The organism is Clostridium sp. JNZ J1-5 (assembly GCF_053901425.1).
In genome coordinates, this window is sequence record NZ_CM132773.1 from 2989598 (window position 1) to 3006439 (window position 16842).

At 29.3% G+C, this 16842-nt stretch carries 15 protein-coding genes; 11 read left to right on the top strand and 4 right to left on the bottom strand.

The window, feature by feature from the left end; genetic code table 11:
- Positions 1-115 precede the first annotated feature (115 nt).
- Positions 116-577, bottom strand: coding sequence for a chemotaxis protein CheX (locus ACWW38_RS14400; protein WP_456258219.1), 462 nt, complete (start codon positions 575-577; stop codon positions 116-118).
- The gene (locus tag ACWW38_RS14405) at positions 577-996 is read right to left on the bottom strand and encodes a bacteriohemerythrin (protein WP_456258220.1); all 420 of its coding nucleotides are present in this window, start codon (positions 994-996) and stop codon (positions 577-579) included. Before ACWW38_RS14405 ends, ACWW38_RS14400 begins: the two co-directional genes overlap by 1 nt.
- Positions 997-1199: 203 nt before the next feature.
- On the opposite strand from ACWW38_RS14405, the gene ACWW38_RS14410 reads away from it, so the two are divergent.
- From ACWW38_RS14410 to ACWW38_RS14435, 6 genes are all read left to right on the top strand, one after another.
- Positions 1200-3143 carry a sigma-54-dependent Fis family transcriptional regulator gene (locus ACWW38_RS14410; protein ID WP_456258221.1) on the top strand — a complete coding sequence of 648 codons (1944 nt, stop codon included), beginning with the start codon at positions 1200-1202 and terminating at the stop codon, positions 3141-3143.
- Between the two features lie 226 nt (positions 3144-3369).
- Positions 3370-4326 (top strand): thiamine pyrophosphate-dependent dehydrogenase E1 component subunit alpha, encoded by a 957-nt coding sequence (locus ACWW38_RS14415; RefSeq protein ID WP_456260469.1) that lies wholly within the window; start codon positions 3370-3372, stop codon positions 4324-4326.
- Positions 4323-5291 carry an alpha-ketoacid dehydrogenase subunit beta gene (locus ACWW38_RS14420; protein WP_456258222.1) on the top strand — a complete coding sequence of 323 codons (969 nt, stop codon included), beginning with the start codon at positions 4323-4325 and terminating at the stop codon, positions 5289-5291. Before ACWW38_RS14415 ends, ACWW38_RS14420 begins: the two co-directional genes overlap by 4 nt.
- 68 nt (positions 5292-5359) lie before the next feature.
- Positions 5360-6664 (top strand): dihydrolipoamide acetyltransferase family protein, encoded by a 1305-nt coding sequence (locus ACWW38_RS14425; protein WP_456258223.1) that lies wholly within the window; start codon positions 5360-5362, stop codon positions 6662-6664.
- A 14-nt stretch (positions 6665-6678) separates the two neighbouring features.
- On the top strand, positions 6679-8070 hold the full coding sequence (gene lpdA, locus ACWW38_RS14430) for a dihydrolipoyl dehydrogenase (protein ID WP_456258224.1): 1392 nt from the start codon (positions 6679-6681) through the stop codon (positions 8068-8070).
- A gap of 84 nt (positions 8071-8154) precedes the next feature.
- Positions 8155-9150 (top strand): lipoate--protein ligase, encoded by a 996-nt coding sequence (locus ACWW38_RS14435; protein ID WP_456258225.1) that lies wholly within the window; start codon positions 8155-8157, stop codon positions 9148-9150.
- A gap of 173 nt (positions 9151-9323) precedes the next feature.
- Here the strand turns inward: ACWW38_RS14435 and ACWW38_RS14440 are convergent, their stop codons facing one another.
- Together ACWW38_RS14440 and ACWW38_RS14445 are read right to left on the bottom strand one after the other, a co-directional pair.
- Positions 9324-9905, bottom strand: a complete 582-nt coding sequence (locus ACWW38_RS14440; RefSeq protein WP_456258226.1) for a flavodoxin family protein — start codon at positions 9903-9905, stop codon at positions 9324-9326.
- A 115-nt stretch (positions 9906-10020) separates the two neighbouring features.
- Positions 10021-10821 carry a hypothetical protein gene (locus tag ACWW38_RS14445; RefSeq protein WP_456258227.1) on the bottom strand — a complete coding sequence of 267 codons (801 nt, stop codon included), beginning with the start codon at positions 10819-10821 and terminating at the stop codon, positions 10021-10023.
- Between the two features lie 70 nt (positions 10822-10891).
- On the opposite strand from ACWW38_RS14445, the gene ACWW38_RS14450 reads away from it, so the two are divergent.
- From ACWW38_RS14450 to ACWW38_RS14470, 5 genes are all read left to right on the top strand, one after another.
- Positions 10892-12202, top strand: coding sequence for a hypothetical protein (locus tag ACWW38_RS14450; RefSeq protein ID WP_456258228.1), 1311 nt, complete (start codon positions 10892-10894; stop codon positions 12200-12202).
- 226 nt (positions 12203-12428) lie between these two features.
- Positions 12429-13310, top strand: a complete 882-nt coding sequence (locus ACWW38_RS14455) for a GGDEF domain-containing protein (protein ID WP_456258229.1) — start codon at positions 12429-12431, stop codon at positions 13308-13310.
- 394 nt (positions 13311-13704) lie between these two features.
- Entirely contained in the window at positions 13705-14205 is a 501-nt protein-coding gene (locus ACWW38_RS14460) for a hypothetical protein (protein ID WP_456258230.1), read from the top strand.
- 340 nt (positions 14206-14545) lie between these two features.
- Positions 14546-14926 (top strand): BlaI/MecI/CopY family transcriptional regulator, encoded by a 381-nt coding sequence (locus ACWW38_RS14465; protein ID WP_456258231.1) that lies wholly within the window; start codon positions 14546-14548, stop codon positions 14924-14926.
- A 4-nt stretch (positions 14927-14930) separates the two neighbouring features.
- Positions 14931-16760, top strand: coding sequence for a M56 family metallopeptidase (locus tag ACWW38_RS14470; RefSeq protein WP_456258232.1), 1830 nt, complete (start codon positions 14931-14933; stop codon positions 16758-16760).
- The last annotated feature ends 82 nt before the right edge of the window (positions 16761-16842 follow it).

Consider the following 16842-nt stretch of genomic DNA (forward strand, 5'->3'; position numbering starts at 1 on the left):
TACTTAGAGCATATATAAAAAGGTATAGTTTTAAAATGAGCTATACCTTTTCAATAATGGCATAAACAACTTTTGACAGATTTTTATCTGAAACTTTCCACACATCATTTTTAAATTACTTTTCTTCTAAAAATATGTGAATGTCTAAGTCGCCTATTTGAGTTGTAATTGGTAAAATTAAAGCTTTTTTATTAGCCATGGAATAGGATTTATATTCGCCTACAAAAATTTGAGGTGGTACAATATCGCATATGTAATTATTTGAGTTTAAGATTGTTAATGCGTTACCACCTATAATATTAGCCATTTCTCCTAAAGCAGATGATACAAAGCTATCTATTTCTTCCATTTCCATGCCACACATAATTTTTACCATTTCTAAAGTCATATCTTTTGGAAAACTAAAAAGAATTGTTCCCTTAAGGTCTCCAGTTACTCCAAGAACAACGTTGGCATCTTTACTGCTTACCATGCCCTCGGCTAATGCTAAATTTCCTCTTTGTATATCTATATCAAGCATTAAATGAAATACATCTCTTGTTGCTTGATAAAAAGAATTTATATATTCTGCCTTCATTAGATTTCGCCTCCTTGGTTCTTTACGTAGTCACCAATTTTTTGATCTGTTTGAGCTACGTGCATAATTAACCAAGCCATCAGCTTACCGCCAAGTTCTTGTACTATTTTTTCTGGATAACCATCTCTTTCTAGAATAGTTACATAATCATTAATCATTTGCTTGAAGTCTCTGTGAATTTTTTTGTGGTTTTCCATATCAGGATAGTTTATTTTTGCTTGATAGGCTTCTTCAGCATTGAAATGGATTACTACATATTCTTCCATAAAAGACATAGTTTCCTTTACCTTGTCCAGCTTAGATTCCCAACTATTCTTACTTTGAACTGCTTGTATAAATTCCCATACACGGTTAAACAGTTCTTCATGCTGGGTATCAATCAAGTTTACACCTACTTTATATTTCTCTTTCCACATCATTTTCAAATCAACCCCCAATATTATTTATTTAAATAGATGAATCTAGAGAATTATTTTTATAAAATACATTATATAGCATAATAATAATTTTTACTAATTTATTTCAAGTTTCATTTTACATAAATTAGTTATGCTATAATATTGTTAATTAAATGTGAGAAGATATTATAAGATAATTTTAAACACTTGGGAGGTAATAAACTTTGATTAACATTCCTAATATTGAAGCTCAGTGGGAAAATTTTGTGAAAGATAATCAAATACCAAAAGGTGTAAGAAAGGAGATATTGGACTCCTGGATCAGGTGTAAAAAGTATAAAGTTGATCCATACGAAGGAAGCGGTAAAGATATAGGGAAAAATGAATTTGACAAAATACTTAAATATAAAAAGGAATTAATTGAAATAGCAAAACCTATAATGTTAGGACTATTTAATGTTGTTAAAGAATCCAATTATTCTATTATCTTAACCGACGAAAATGCAGTAATTCTTGAGGTTATTGGAAATGAAACCATAATGGAGAGGAATACAAACTTATATTTTTTAAAGGGGTGTAAGTGGACAGAAGAAAATGTAGGAACAAACGCTATTGGAACTTGTATTTATCTAGATAAGCCTATCCAAACCTTAGGTGCAGAACATTATGGAAAAAAACAGCATGGATGGACTTGTTCTGCTTCACCTATACATGATAGCGGTGGAAAAATTATTGGAGTAATTGATTTATCAGGAGATTTTCATGGATACCATTCTCATACACTTGGAATAGTTGTGGAAGCAGCTAACTCTATAGAAGAACAATTTTCAGTAGCTGAACATAGAAAATGGGTTAAAGCAGCTTTTGAATCAATAGAGGATGGGATACTTATAATAGATAGCAACTTTTCAGTTAAAGAATTTAATCTAAAGATGTGTGATATATTGAGGATTACAAAGGAAGAAATTCATAAATTAAATATAAGAGCTTTACTAAATGATATAATCAAAGACATTAGCAATTTTAATAAAAACAATATTATTAGTTATAGAGAAGTTAGTTTGTATGCAAATGATTATAGAGTTGAATGTAATATAAATGTTACCCCTGTTGAAAAAGGCGGCAGATATATAGGATTTGTTATTGTAGCAAAAAAAGTTGACAGTTTTAGGCATGCAGTTAATAAAATAGCTGGTTTTTCTTCCAGATATTCTTTTAGAGATATTATAACTGATAATTTAAGAATGAGAAATATAATTGATGAAGCCAGAAATATTGCTGAAAATGAATGTTCAGTGCTGATTACAGGAGAGAGTGGAACTGGAAAAGAGTTATTTGCCCACGCTATTCATAATGAAAGTTCAAGAAGTAATGGACCTTTTGTTGCAATTAATTGCGCAGCGTTACCAAAAGACCTAGTGGAAAGTGAACTTTTTGGTTATGAAAAAGGGTCTTTTACAGGAGCTGCAAAAGAGGGACAACCCGGTAAATTTGAGTTAGCAAATAGAGGGACAATTTTTTTAGATGAAATTGGTGAATTACCATTGGAAATGCAATCAAAGCTCCTCAGAATTTTAGATAATCATACTGTAACAAGAATTGGTGGAAAACATGAAAGAAATTTAGATGTTAGAGTTATAGCAGCTACAAATAGAAATCTCTATAATGAAATTCAGATAAATAATTTTAGAAGCGATCTATACTATAGATTAAATGTGTTTAATATAAAGCTGCCTCCACTTAGAGAGAGGCTAGAAGATATTATACTCTGTGCAGAATTTTTCTTAGGTAAGTTAAATAGAAAGAACCCTAATACTCAAAAAAGATTTGATGAAAATTTTATTTATTCAATAATAAACTATAGTTGGCCGGGGAATGTTAGAGAATTAGAAAATGTTGTTCAAAGAGCTTATTACCTATCTAAAAATAGCATAATCTCATATACATTTATACCAGAGTATATTAGTAAAAATATAAAAGAAAATACAAAAGATGTTTCTAAACTTTCACCTGTGAATAATACAAAATCTAAAACATTAGAAGAAATTGAAAAAAACTTAATCGTTGAATCCTTAAAGAAGTGTAATGGAAATGTTGTTGATGCAAGTAAAATGATAGGTATTGGAAAGTCAACGTTGTACAGGAAAATTAAAAAATATGGATTATAGAAAGTGCCAAAGTGAGAATTTTAAAAAAATTCCCACTTTGGCACTTCTTTTTCCCATAATGAGATTAAGTGAGACTTTTTGGGAAAACAGGCTGGTAAACGGCCTATTTTACTAATTTATATTTTGGTATGGCATTTGCTTAAGTATAGATATGGGAAATCAAGTTTTAATAAAAAAATAAGGGGAGGTAATGAATTTGACTATATCAAATAACAATGTTATCCAGATGTATAAGACTATGCTAAGAATAAGAAAGTTTGAGACAAAAGCTATGAACTTTTTTGCAGAGGGAAAGATTCCAGGTTTCGTTCATCTTTATATAGGTGAAGAAGCTGTTGCAACAGGAGTATGTGCAAATTTAAATGATGACGATTACATTACCAGCACTCATAGAGGACATGGACATATAGTTGCTAAAGGTGGAGATTTGAAGTTTATGATGGCAGAGCTTTTTGGAAGAGCTACTGGATATGGAAAAGGTAAAGGTGGGTCAATGCACATTGCTGATGCAACAAAAGGCATATTAGGTGCAAATGGTATAGTTGGTGCAGGTCACAATATATCTATTGGTGCAGGCTTAAGTGCACAATACAGAGGCACAAAACAAGTTTGTGTATGTTTCTTTGGAGATGCTTCTACAAATCAAGGAACTTTCCATGAGTCTTTAAACATGGCTAGTTTATGGAAACTTCCAGTTGTATTTGTATGTGAAAATAATTTATATGGTATATCCATAAATCAAAGCAGACATCAAGCAATAAAAGATATATCTGAAAGAGCTGCTTCATATAACATGCCTGGTATTACTGTTGATGGAAACGATGTTTTTGCAGTTTATGATGCTGCTAATGAAGCTATAAAGAGAGCTAGAGAAGGCAAGGGGCCTACATTAATAGAGTGTAAGACTTATCGTCAAAGAGGACATTTTGAAGGAGATCCAGGAACATATAAACCAGTGGAAGAGCAAGAGGCATGGTTGAAGAAAGATCCTGTTCCTAGAATGGAAAAATTCATTTTAGATAATGATGTACTAAATGAAGATAAATTGAGACTAGTTCAGGAAGAAATAGATAAGGAAATTGAGGATGCGGTAGAATTTGCTAATAATAGCCCTTATCCATCTTTAGATTCAATAGTAGAAGATGTTTATTCTGATATAAAAGAGGAGGTTAGAGTAAGATGAAGATGACATTTTTAGAAGCAATAAAAACCGGTATGGAAAACGAGATGAAGCAAAATGAAAACGTATATATCTTAGGAGAAGATGTTGGAGCTTTTGGAGGATGCTTTGGTGTTACAGCAGGTCTTTTCAATAAATATGGTGACAAAAGAGTAAAAGATACTCCTATATCAGAAGGAGCAATTGTAGGCTGTGCTGTAGGTTCTGCTGCCACTGGATTAAGGCCAATTGCAGAATTAATGTTTGGAGATTTTGTAACTGTTGCAATGGATATGATAGTAAATCAAGCTGCAAAAATGAGATACATGTTTGGAGGAAAAATAAATCTTCCACTAGTAGTTAGAATGCCTATCGGTGCTGGAGTACAAGCTTCAGCTCAACATTCACAATCACTTGAAGCATGGTTTACGCATGTACCTGGCCTTAAGGTAGTATACCCATCAACTCCAGAGGATGCACTAGGATTGATGATGTCTTCTATAAAGGATGATAATCCTGTTATTTTCTTTGAACACAAATTATTATATGGCATTAGTGGAGAAGTAGCCGAGGATATTAAGCCTATACCTTTAGGAGTAGCAAAGGTACAAAGAGAAGGTACAGACGCTACTGTAATAGCTACAGGTAAAATGGTTCACGAGGCTCTTAATGCAGCAGAAAAATTATCAAAAGAAGGAATATCAGTAGAGGTTATAGATCCAAGAACCTTATATCCGCTTGATAAAAAGACTATATTTGAGTCAATTGAGAAAACCAATAAGGTACTTGTAATTACAGAAGAACACAAAAGAGGAGGATATGGTGGAGAGATATCAGCAATGATTAGTGAAGAGTGTTTTGACAATCTTGATGCACCAGTAGTTAGAATAGGAGCATTGAATGTTCCAATGCCATATGCACCAACTCTAGAAAATTGTGTAATTCCAAATGCTGAAGATATAGTTAATGGTATTAGAAAGCTATTTTAATATTGGGGGGATTTCCCCCCAATAAAATTAAATTATACTAGTGAATCTAAAGAATAGGGGGATTATTTATGGCAAAGATTGTGGTAATGCCAAAGCTTGGGTTAACCATGAAAGAAGGAACCATAGTAAAGTGGACTAAAGAAGAAGGGGATCAGATAAATGCTGGAGAGGTTCTTTTTGAAGTGTCTACAGATAAATTGACAAATGAAATTGAGGCAAATGAAAGTGGAGTAGTAAGAAAGCTTCTTAGTAAAGAAGGTGACTCTGTAGAATGTTTAAAACCAGTAGCTATTATAGCTGCTGCAGATGAGGATATTTCTGCTTTATTGAAAGAATGTAATGTAGAAGAGGTTCAGGAAGAAAGTATTGAAAATAAAAGTGAAAAAGAAAATTTATCTTTAAAGAGTGAAAATAAAACTAAAAAGAGGATAAAAGTGGCTCCTGCTGCTAAAAAGCTGGCTGTAGAAAATAATATAGACCTTGAATTAATAATTGGAACAGGACCAGAAGGAAGAATAGTAATTAAAGATGTAGAAAATTATATTGAAAATGAAAAAGGTAAAGCTAAAACTTCTCCTGTAGCAGATAAAATGGCTAAAGAATTGAAAGTGGATATATCTCAAATTAATAAAGATGGAAGGATAATGAGAGAAGATATTCTAGCCTTTGCAGATAATAATACTAATATTGAAAAGAAATTTGAAGAAAAGAGAATTCCTATGACTCCAATGAGAAAGGTAATTTCTTCAAGAATGCATGAGAGCTGGAGTGTCTCTCCTGTAGTTAACTATAATATGAGGGCAGATATAACTAATTTAAAGAGAATTAAAAGCGAATTAAAAGATATTTGCAAACTAACATATACAGATTTACTAGTAAAAATTGTATCAAAGGCATTACTTCAATTTCCGCTAGTTAATTGTTCTATTGATGGTGAAGAATTAATAATAAGAAATTATGCCAATATTGGAGTAGCTGTAGCAATAGATGGGGGATTAGTAGTACCAGTAGTTAAGCATGCAGAAAAAAAGGGTTTAAAAGAAATTTCAGAGGAAGTTAAAAATTTATCTTCTAAAGCTAAATCAAATGAACTTAATCCAAATGATATGACAGGGGGCACTTTTACAATAACAAACTTAGGAATGTTCGGAATGGAGTCTTTTTCTCCAATTATAAATCAACCTGAAGTTGCAATACTTGGAGTAAATAAAATAGAGGAAACTCCAATTGTAAAAAATGGAGAAGTTGTTGTGAAGCCTCTAATGAATCTATCACTTACAGCTGACCATAGAGCTGTAGATGGAGCAGTGGCAGCTCAGTTCCTTGCAAAAGTTAAAGAGCTAATTGAAAAGCCAGAAATACTTATACTATAAGGAAGGTGATAGTGATGAAAGTAGTAGTTTTAGGGGGAGGACCTGGAGGATATGTAGCGGCAATTAGAGCAGCACAATTAGGTGGAGAAGTAACCCTTATTGAAAAGTCTACCATTGGAGGAACTTGTTTAAACGTGGGATGTATACCTACTAAAGTACTATTACATTCTGCTGAGTTATTTAGTGAAATAAAGGAAAGTAGTAAATTTGGGATTGATATTAGCGGAAGCACCAAAGTAAATTGGACTGAACTTCAAGACAGAAAAAAAACTGTAGTGAATACATTAGTTTCAGGGGTTAAAGGCTTGTTGGCATTTAATAAAGTAAGGGTCATTGATGGGGTTGGAAAATTTGAATCGAAAAATTTAATCTCTGTAACTAAGAAAAATGGAGAAGTGGAAAAAGTAGAATTTGATAAGGCTATTATATCTACAGGTTCTATACCATTTATACCTCCAATAGAAGGAAAGGATCTTTCAGGTGTAATAGACAGTACAGATGCCCTTAGCCTAGATAATATACCAAAAAGCATGGTTATAATTGGTGGAGGAGTAATAGGTGTAGAGTTTGCTAGCATTTACAATGCTTTTGGATGTAAGGTAACTATAGTTGAAATGCTTCCATTCATATTACCGCCAGTAGATAGGGAAATTTCAGATCTTATTAAGGCAAAATTAGTTAATGAAGGAATTGAAATTTACAACAATTGCAGAGTAACTAGAATTGAAGATAAGGAAAAAACTCACAGCGTTATTTTTGCTAATGACCATGAGCAGTTAAAGGTAGATGCTGAAAAAGTGCTGGTGGCTGTTGGAAGACGAGCTTATATTGAGGGATTAAATTTAGAAAAAGTAGGTTTGAAAACTGAAAAGGGATGTATTGTTGTAAATGATAAAATGGAAACTAGCGTAAGTAACATATATGCAATTGGTGATTGTACGGGTAAAAATATGTTAGCCCATGTAGCTTCAGAGCAAGGAGTTGTTGCAGCAGAAAACATAATGGGTAAAAACGCAAAAATGGATTACAAGACAGTTCCAGCTTGTGTGTACACAAAACCAGAGTTGGCTTCAGTTGGATTAACTGAAGAACAGGTGAAGAAAAAGGGAATTGATTATAAAGTAGGAAAATTTCCTTTAATAGCCAATGGAAAATCTCTTATAATGAATGAAACTAGCGGTGTTATAAAGATAATAACTGATAAAAAATATGGTGAGGTTTTAGGTGTTCATATACTTGGCCCTAGAGCAACGGATTTAATAACTGAAGGGGCTTTAGCTTTAAGACTAGAAGCTACTGTAGATGAAATAATCACAACAATACATGCTCATCCAACTGTAGGTGAAGCTATGAAAGAAGCTGCTCTTGCAGTAAATAAAGAAGCCATTCATATACCTAATAGATAGACATATACCCTAGCCTTGCTGCTAGGGTATATTAAAAAATAGTTGTTTCAAAGGATAACTTATTATAATTTACGAGGTGAAAAAATGAAATTTCTAATAAATAAATCTGTAAATCCATTCTTTAACTTAGCACTAGAAGAATATGTTTTAAAGAATGTTAACATTGATGAGGATTATTTTATCCTTTGGCAAAATGAACCTACAATTGTAATTGGAAAATATCAGAGTACTTTAAATGAAATTAATATGGACTTTGTAAAAAATAATAATATAAATGTAGTTAGAAGAAATTCTGGTGGAGGAAGTGTCTATCACGATTTAGGAAACATTAACTTTACCTTTATAACAAAGTATGATGAGAAACTTTTATTAGACTTTAAAACCTTTACTATTCCAGTTATTTATTCATTAGGAAAACTAAATGTAAAGGCAGAGGTGTTAGGGAGAAATGATATTCTAATAGGAGGCAAGAAGATATCAGGCAATTCTCAGCATATATATAAAGATAGATTTCTTCATCACGGAACTTTATTATTTGATTCTGAATTAGAAAATCTAGAAAAAGCGTTAAAGGTGGATAATGATAAAATTATATCTAAAGGTATCCAATCCATAAGAAGTAGAGTGACAAATATTAAAGAGCATTTAACAAAGGATATTTCAATTGAAAATTTTAAAGATATTCTTATAAAAAATATATTTGAGTACAATAAAAGTATTATAGAAGAGTATAAATTGAGCAATCAGGATATTGAGGGAATTGAAGATTTAATGAGAAAGAAATATATGACCTGGGAATGGAATTATGGAAAATCACCAGAGTTTAATTATAGCAATTCTAAGAGGTTTGAAGGTGGTAAGCTTCAAGTATTTTTAAACATTATTGATGGATATATTAATGAATGTAAAATATATGGTGATTTTTTAGGAGTACTAGATTTATCACAGGTAGAAAAAAAGATTATAGGATTAAGGTATGGAGAAGAGTATATAGAGGAATTTCTAAGGTCTATTGATATAAAGAAGTATTTTGGAAATCTGCTAATTGATGAAATAAAATCATGTTTTATAGAGTTGTAAAGTTCAATAAATTATTTGAAAGGCTTGGACTTTGGCTTAGAATCTATTATTAGGTTTTTGCTAAACGGGGTAAACTATACACTATAAGATAGACGCAGAAAAAATTATGTTGCTTTATAGTGTACAGTTTACTTTTTATATTTATTATAAAATCTAAGTCCACTATAGTATTTCTAAAAATTTTTATTAACTAATATATCTACTAAATTTGATATTACTTTTTTAGAATCTTCTGTTAAGCGGGTATCACCCATATTTCCGCTATAATGTATTAATCCATAAGCAGAGTTACTTTTTCCAGGAAGTATATTTGAAGGAATAGGAATAGGAATCATACCTAAGTGAGTTGCAAAGGTATTTATAGCATTAAGACAATTTTCTCCTCCGCCTTCTGGAGTTCCACAGCTTGCAAAAGCAATTAACTTTTTACCATATAGTTTAGCGTCAGACCAAACAGGAGAAAAAGAATCCATAAAAGCTTTAGTTTCAGCAGATACATTTCCAAAATAAGTTGGAGAGCCTAAAAATATATAATCACTTTCTAAAACATTATCTAAATTTACTAAAGGTACTTTTAAAATATCCTCTAGATATTCATTAATTACCGGTATACTTTTGGAAAGTTCTATTAGATCATCATCTTTTATTCTATAAATCCCTACATCTATCCCCCTTTTATAAAAATTCATATATATTTCTTTTGCTGTGAGATAGGTATTTCCACAAACACTATGAAATATTACTGATACTTTCATTTTAATTCTCCTTTACTAATTAAAATAATAATAAAAGGGTATGTTTTAAGATATTGATGATTTCGTATAATATTGAAATATAAATATATGTTTATCATATATACCAAATGTTAAATTATGGAGTGGAGGATAAGCTATTAAAACTTAATTCTCTATAAATTTGAAGTACTGATGCATTTATAGCCATTCCAAAAAAGTTTACTATTATAATAGACAATATCACTCCGATATTTCCTGTCTTTATTAGTTGAAATATAAATAAACTTATAAAAGAAAATATAAATCCATAGTATAAAGCCAATTTTATTGTAGTACCTAGGTTTTCAATAAAAATATTAATTCCGTTTTTAAAGCTACCTATTAGAGAACAGTTATCTACTACAATAGAATATTTAACATAGTATAATATGCTTAAGAGAAAGAGCACAATTATAAATCCTATATGTATATAGACAAGAATTATAACTAATTGATTTATAACTGATAAGATAAAAAACTTTATCCAGTATTTATTGCCCAGAATAAAAAAATCTTTAAAGGTAATTTTTTCTAAGTTACATTTCTCAATACAAGCCAAGTATCCAGAGAGTAGAAATGAGGTTATAAGTATGAAGGATAGTATTAAAAAAATATTATATAAATTTATGCTGGATATTAACCTTGAAAGTCCAACATTAATGTTTAAGTTTAAAAAAAGTTTAGGAAAATCTTCTAATATGTAACTTATACTTGGAGGTGCAGATATTGTACCAAACTTTACTACAAAAAGTTTGTTTAGTGATGGATTATAATTCATTTCTAACAGATTTTCACTAATTAATAGAGGAGTAAAATCTAATAGGGTAGGTACAAATATAAGCCACCAAAATTTTTTCACTAATTTAAAGCCATATTTTAGATTATATGTTAAATCCATGTTAAACCTCCTTTTTTATTACTTATAATTATATTATACTATAGTTATGGAAGCACTTGGAGGTATAAATATGAAAAAGTTTGCCATGACTATATTGACAATAGTGGTAGTTATAATTACTGTAGTTTTATATAGAGAAAATTATAAATTACCATCTTATCATGAGTATAAAAAACCAAGTATTAATATAGAATCCAATAAGTATGGAGAAATAAACAATATATTTTGGATACCAGCTAGCGATAGTATCCTTTTATTTTATGGAATAAAAAAAGTGGACAACAGAGAAATGACTACACTGTATAATTTAAATTTGAAAGATAATAGTGTGAAGAAGTTAGTATCTTTTCCAACTCATCCTGTTTTAAGAGATTATTTAAAAGTGAAGGATTTCGGACGTATTGATGCAATATACAGTGCTTCTCCATATGGAGTAAACAAAATTAATATGACTTATGATTCTAATATGTCTTTAATAGTAGATAGCAGCAAAAAAGAAACAGATGGAAAGTACTATTATGATAAATTAAGCGATAATTATATAACTACTTACCCTATAGATAATTTTGAAAATGCTAATAGCTTAGATATATCAAACTATATATCTTATTGCATTAAAGATGATGGTTTAATTTATAACAAACCAATCAATAGTAACTTTAGTATTAAAGAGTCGTTTTCTAAAGAACAAAATGATAATAATATCAATTTTCTAAAATTTCCTTATAAACTAATTGGTAATAGTAGAGTTTTTGAATCTATTCTATATCTTAAAGAAAAGGATAAAAAACTTGACTTATATAGATTAAACATTGGGGATTCAAATATTATAAATAAAAATAAGTCAAGCTTATTAAAAAATGAAAAAGTGATATTTAAGGATGTCTTATATGCAGATATATTTGGATTTGGTTTAGATACAGTTAGCGGAATAAAAAATGGAGAGAATAGCTATGAAATTTTTATTGATGATGAAATTGTAAATAGTATACCTAAAAATAATGATTCTCTTGGGTATCCTCCTTATGTTAAAGCCTATGCAGCAAATGGATATGGAAAAAGTTCTAAAAGTGATAAATGGGTTACTAATGAATACAGAAAATATATTTACACTAGCTTTAATGAAGAGGGAAAGGGAAGCATATATTTTTCTCTATACGAAGATTCTGAGCCAATTGAAATTGTAAAAGACTTGCCAATAGTAGGACCAGTTATATTAAATAATTTAAATCTAGATAGTTTTAATGGATCATATAAAAATAGGATTTTATTTTTTACAAATGAAGATGGGAAAATTAAAGTTAAGATAGGGAATCTTCTTAAGAAAAGTAACTATATATACTGTGAAAAAGTTGAAGATATAACTCATATATTTATATAAAAATATTTTTGTATTATGTAAGATTATAAACGTATTGAAATATAAAAACAGAAACTATTTAAAAAACATTAAAATTATCCAAAATAATAGTATAAAATAAAGATTAATATATATTGAAAATCTAATAAAATATGAACTTAAAACTTGCTAAAAAATTATTGCAATAATAAAGAGTAATAGTTTTATATGTTTTTTAGATAATTAAGAATAATTAGGAAGTGGAAAAGTGAACAATACAGATATTTTAATTAACAATTTATCAATGATTGAAAAACTATATGATGTAATAAGGATAATCGATTCCATAAATAAAAAAGTACTAAAATATGAACAGAACATCTTAACAGTTGAGGAAGATAGCTGTTTTTCATTTTGGAAAAGACATTCATATTGTGAGAACTGCATATCTATGAGAGCTTTGAATGAAAGTAATACCTTTGTAAAAATTGAATATAATAAGGAAAAAATTTATATGATTATGGCATCACCAGTTTATATAGGAAATAATAAATACATAGTAGAAACACTTAAGGATATAACATCCACTGGTGTAATTCATGATCTGGAAAATAAGAGTATAAATGAAATTAGCAGAGAAATAAAAAAAATGAATGATAATGCCATAAAAGATGAACTTACAGATGTATTTAATAAAAGATATATAAGAGAAAGACTTCCTATTGATATATTAAAAAATTTTACAGAAAAAACTTCACTTTCACTTGTTATGGTTGATATTGATTATTTTAAGGAAATAAATGATACTTTTGGACACCTAGCAGGAGATTTTATATTAACAAAGTTTGCGTCTTATTTGAAAGAAAATATAAGAGAAGGTATGGATTGGATAGCTAGGTATGGAGGAGAAGAATTCTTAATAGTTCTAAATAATGTAAGTAAAGAAAAAGCTTTTAAAATAGCAAATAGAATGAGAAAATTTTTAGAAAAACATTCTTTTATCTATGAAAATAATAAGATAAACATAACATCTAGCTTCGGAGTTTATAGTGTTATAGATAAACAATTAAGTGTGGACGAATTACTAAAAGGAGTAGATAAAAATTTGTATAAAGCTAAAAACTCTGGAAGGAACATAGTTATAAAATAAGACTGTTATAAGAGAGTGTTGATGGCCTATAATATCGAAAATAATTCTAAATTTAGCATAACAACTGATTTCACTAATAAAACAGATTTCCATTAAAATTTTAAAGGAGATCTGTTTTTTTATTTGGCTCTGTTAGACAATTATGTTGATATGAATATATTTCACCTAAAAAGGTATGGATGTACAGACTTAAAGGTGTGTCTACAAAGTTCTTATCAAATTATATGGCTTGGTATAAAGGTAGATACGCTATCTTTGTATAGTCTTATAAATTATGCAAACCAGTAGTAAAAACATGTAAAAATGTATATAGTTAATATAGACACTAAGGAAAAAGCTTTTAAATAGTGAACTAAATATATATATTATTTTTATTGGAATGGGGGATTGTTTTATGATAATAAGTAAGGCTTTATTAGATGGTATGATAATTTCAATTATTATATGTGGTTGGATTTCAGTAATACTAAAAGTTAATCCAAGATTTGAAATGAAAAGTTTTCCTTTAGAAATAGTTAATAGTGTTAATAAGCAAACAAAAAGTGAGAAAAAAGGATTTTTAATGATGGCTCTTCCAATGTTACTATTAGTGATAATTTTTCTTATCTTTTCTACATTTTTGACTTATAAGAATTTAAATATATCTTATTTGGTATTATTTCTGCATTTATTTATTGTTTTTATGGTATGGAATGTTTTTGATTTAGTAATTTTTGATTGGTTGATTTTTTGTACAATTAATCCTAACTTTATGATATTACCAGATACTAAGGGGAATCCCGCTTACAAAGATTATAAATATCATTTTATAGGGTTTTTAAAAGGAACACTTTTATCAGTAATTGGAGCAATAATTATTGCTGGAATTGTTTTCTTGGTAAATTTGATTGTATAACATATATAGTTCAACATTTATATAAATTTTATTATTGTATTAATAAATTGGGATAAAAAGGTAGTCGAATTTGAACTGCCTTTTTTAACGTCTCAAACCAACAATTAAATCTAACAGAGCCCTTTATTTATTACAGAAATCAAAAATATATTAGAAAAAGTTATAGATGTTATAACTTTTAATACATTTTGCATTAGTGAAATTTGGGATTTGGGAAATTGGTTAGAGATAGAGAAGATATAATAGTTTAATTAGTCTAATTTGGAAAATGATGTTGACATTTCCATTCTACAACTGTAGAATAGAAATGTATTCTACAGTTGTAGAGGAGGTGAAGAAAGTGAAAGATATACCTAAAATTTCTGATTCTGAATGGGAGGTAATGAAAGTGTTATGGAACGAATCTCCTTTAACATCAAGCCAAGTTGTGGAGATACTTAAATCCATTACTAAATGGAGTTCTACAACAATTTATACATTAATTAATAGACTTGTTAATAAAAAAGCAATCAGAATTCAAGAAGGTTCATCCCCTTATATTTTATATCCTCTAATATCTAGGGAGGATTGTTCGAGAAAAGAATGTTCATCTTTTCTTAAAAAAGTGTATAATGGCTCTTTAAACCTTATGCTATCTAATATAGTTGAGGAACATAATCTATCCAATGAAGAAATAGAAGAGCTTAAAAATATTCTTGATAAGAGTAAAGATAGGAGATGATATTATGGAAAAACTAACATTAATTTTTAATTGGATAATAGTATCATCTGCTGTTGCAAGTTTTCTAGTAGGGATAATCCTATTTGTAAAACTAATTATTAAAGATAAACAAAGTGCCAGCTGGCATTATTATATTTGGTTCATATTAGTATTAAGATTATTAATTCCTTATGCACCAAATAGTTCAATAAGTATATTCAATACTGTAACTCCAGTAGTAGAAAAAATAGCTACCGATGAAATAAACTTAAGAGCTAAAACGCCAACAAATATACAACCCATGAATAAAATTGTATCAAAATTCAATAATACAGTTATTAATGATGATTATGAATCGAAACATAACCAGGTTATTGACTCTGATAATAGCTTTAATTTAAAAAATAATCTTATGGTAATTTGGATAGCAGGGAGTCTAGTATTTGGAGTTTATATTATTTTTATTAATTTAAGACTTTTATCAAGAGTTAAAACTAATATTAAGATAGACAGTGGTTCTATTAATGCAACCATTAATCAATGTAAGGCAAAGCTCAATATAAATAGAGAAATACCAGTCGTTTTAACAAGTGATGTTTCTATACCTTCACTTTTAGGATTTGCCAAACCTGTTTTGCTTTTACCTAAAGGTATGCTAGGAAAAATAAGCAATGACCAGTTAAAACATATTATTCTTCATGAACTTTCACACTATAAGAGAAAAGATAATGTGGTCAATTGGATAATTGTATTTTTAAAAATATTACATTGGTTTAATCCAATCATATGGTATGGTTTTTATAAAATGCAGGAAGATTGTGAAATAGCATGTGATGCTATGGCAATGGGGTGCATGGAAGATAAGGAGCAATCCTCATATGGTTATACCATTATACATTTGCTAAGAATAGCTCCAAGAAAGAAATGTATTACAGGTACAATGGGAATATTATCAAGTAAGTCAGGTATAAAAAGGAGAATTATTATGATTTCATTGTTTAATAAAAAGACTAATAAATTTTCTGTTAAAGGTTTAGGGATATTATTAGTTTTAAGTTGCATTATGTTAACTAATGCAAAAGACAATGCTGCTTATACTAATAAAATAGTACAATCTGATATTAAAACTGATGCTTCTCTCAAGACTAATGAAAGTGGAAAAGTGACGAATTTTTTGAGTACAGATTCTGTTTCCATAGAAGATATAAAATCTAGGAAATTTGATGGTAAAGTTATGATTGTATCTAATCCTAAAAAAATAGTGCTTGGATATAGTTTGCAAAATTCTAAATTAAACAAGACAACAAGCCAGATTGCTAAAGAAGAAAAGGCTATTGGTGCAATTAATGCAGGAGGATTTAAGATTGACAAAACACCTTCTGGATTACTAATAAAAGATGGTAATGTTGTGTATAGTGAACCAAGAGATAAGGGGCAAAAACTTGATGCAGTTGGTTTTAATGACAAAGGTATATTAATTGTAGGAAAATATACTTTAGCACAATTAAAAGATATAGGGGCTAAAGAAGCAGTTGGCTTTGGACCAGCACTTATCATAAATGGTAAACCAACGGAAACTGTTAATAGTAATTGGGGAATTAGACCAAGGACTGCTATAGGACAAAAACCAGATGGTAAAGTAGTGTTTCTTGTCATCAACGGTAAAAATGCTGAAGCCACTGGTGCAACTATTAAAGAGGTAGTAGATGTACTTATTGAATATGGTGTTGTAAATGCATCTCTTTTAGATGGAGGAGACTCATCAACTATGTATTATAAAGGAGAAGTAATAAATACTCCATCCAGCCCATCTGGAGAACGTGTAGTTCCATCTGCTTTTTTAGTATTACCTTAATAGTATAGTTATTTAATATAATTGAAATAACCCAATAAAGAAAAAGAGGGAAGATCCCTCTTTTTCTATCAAATTCCTTAAG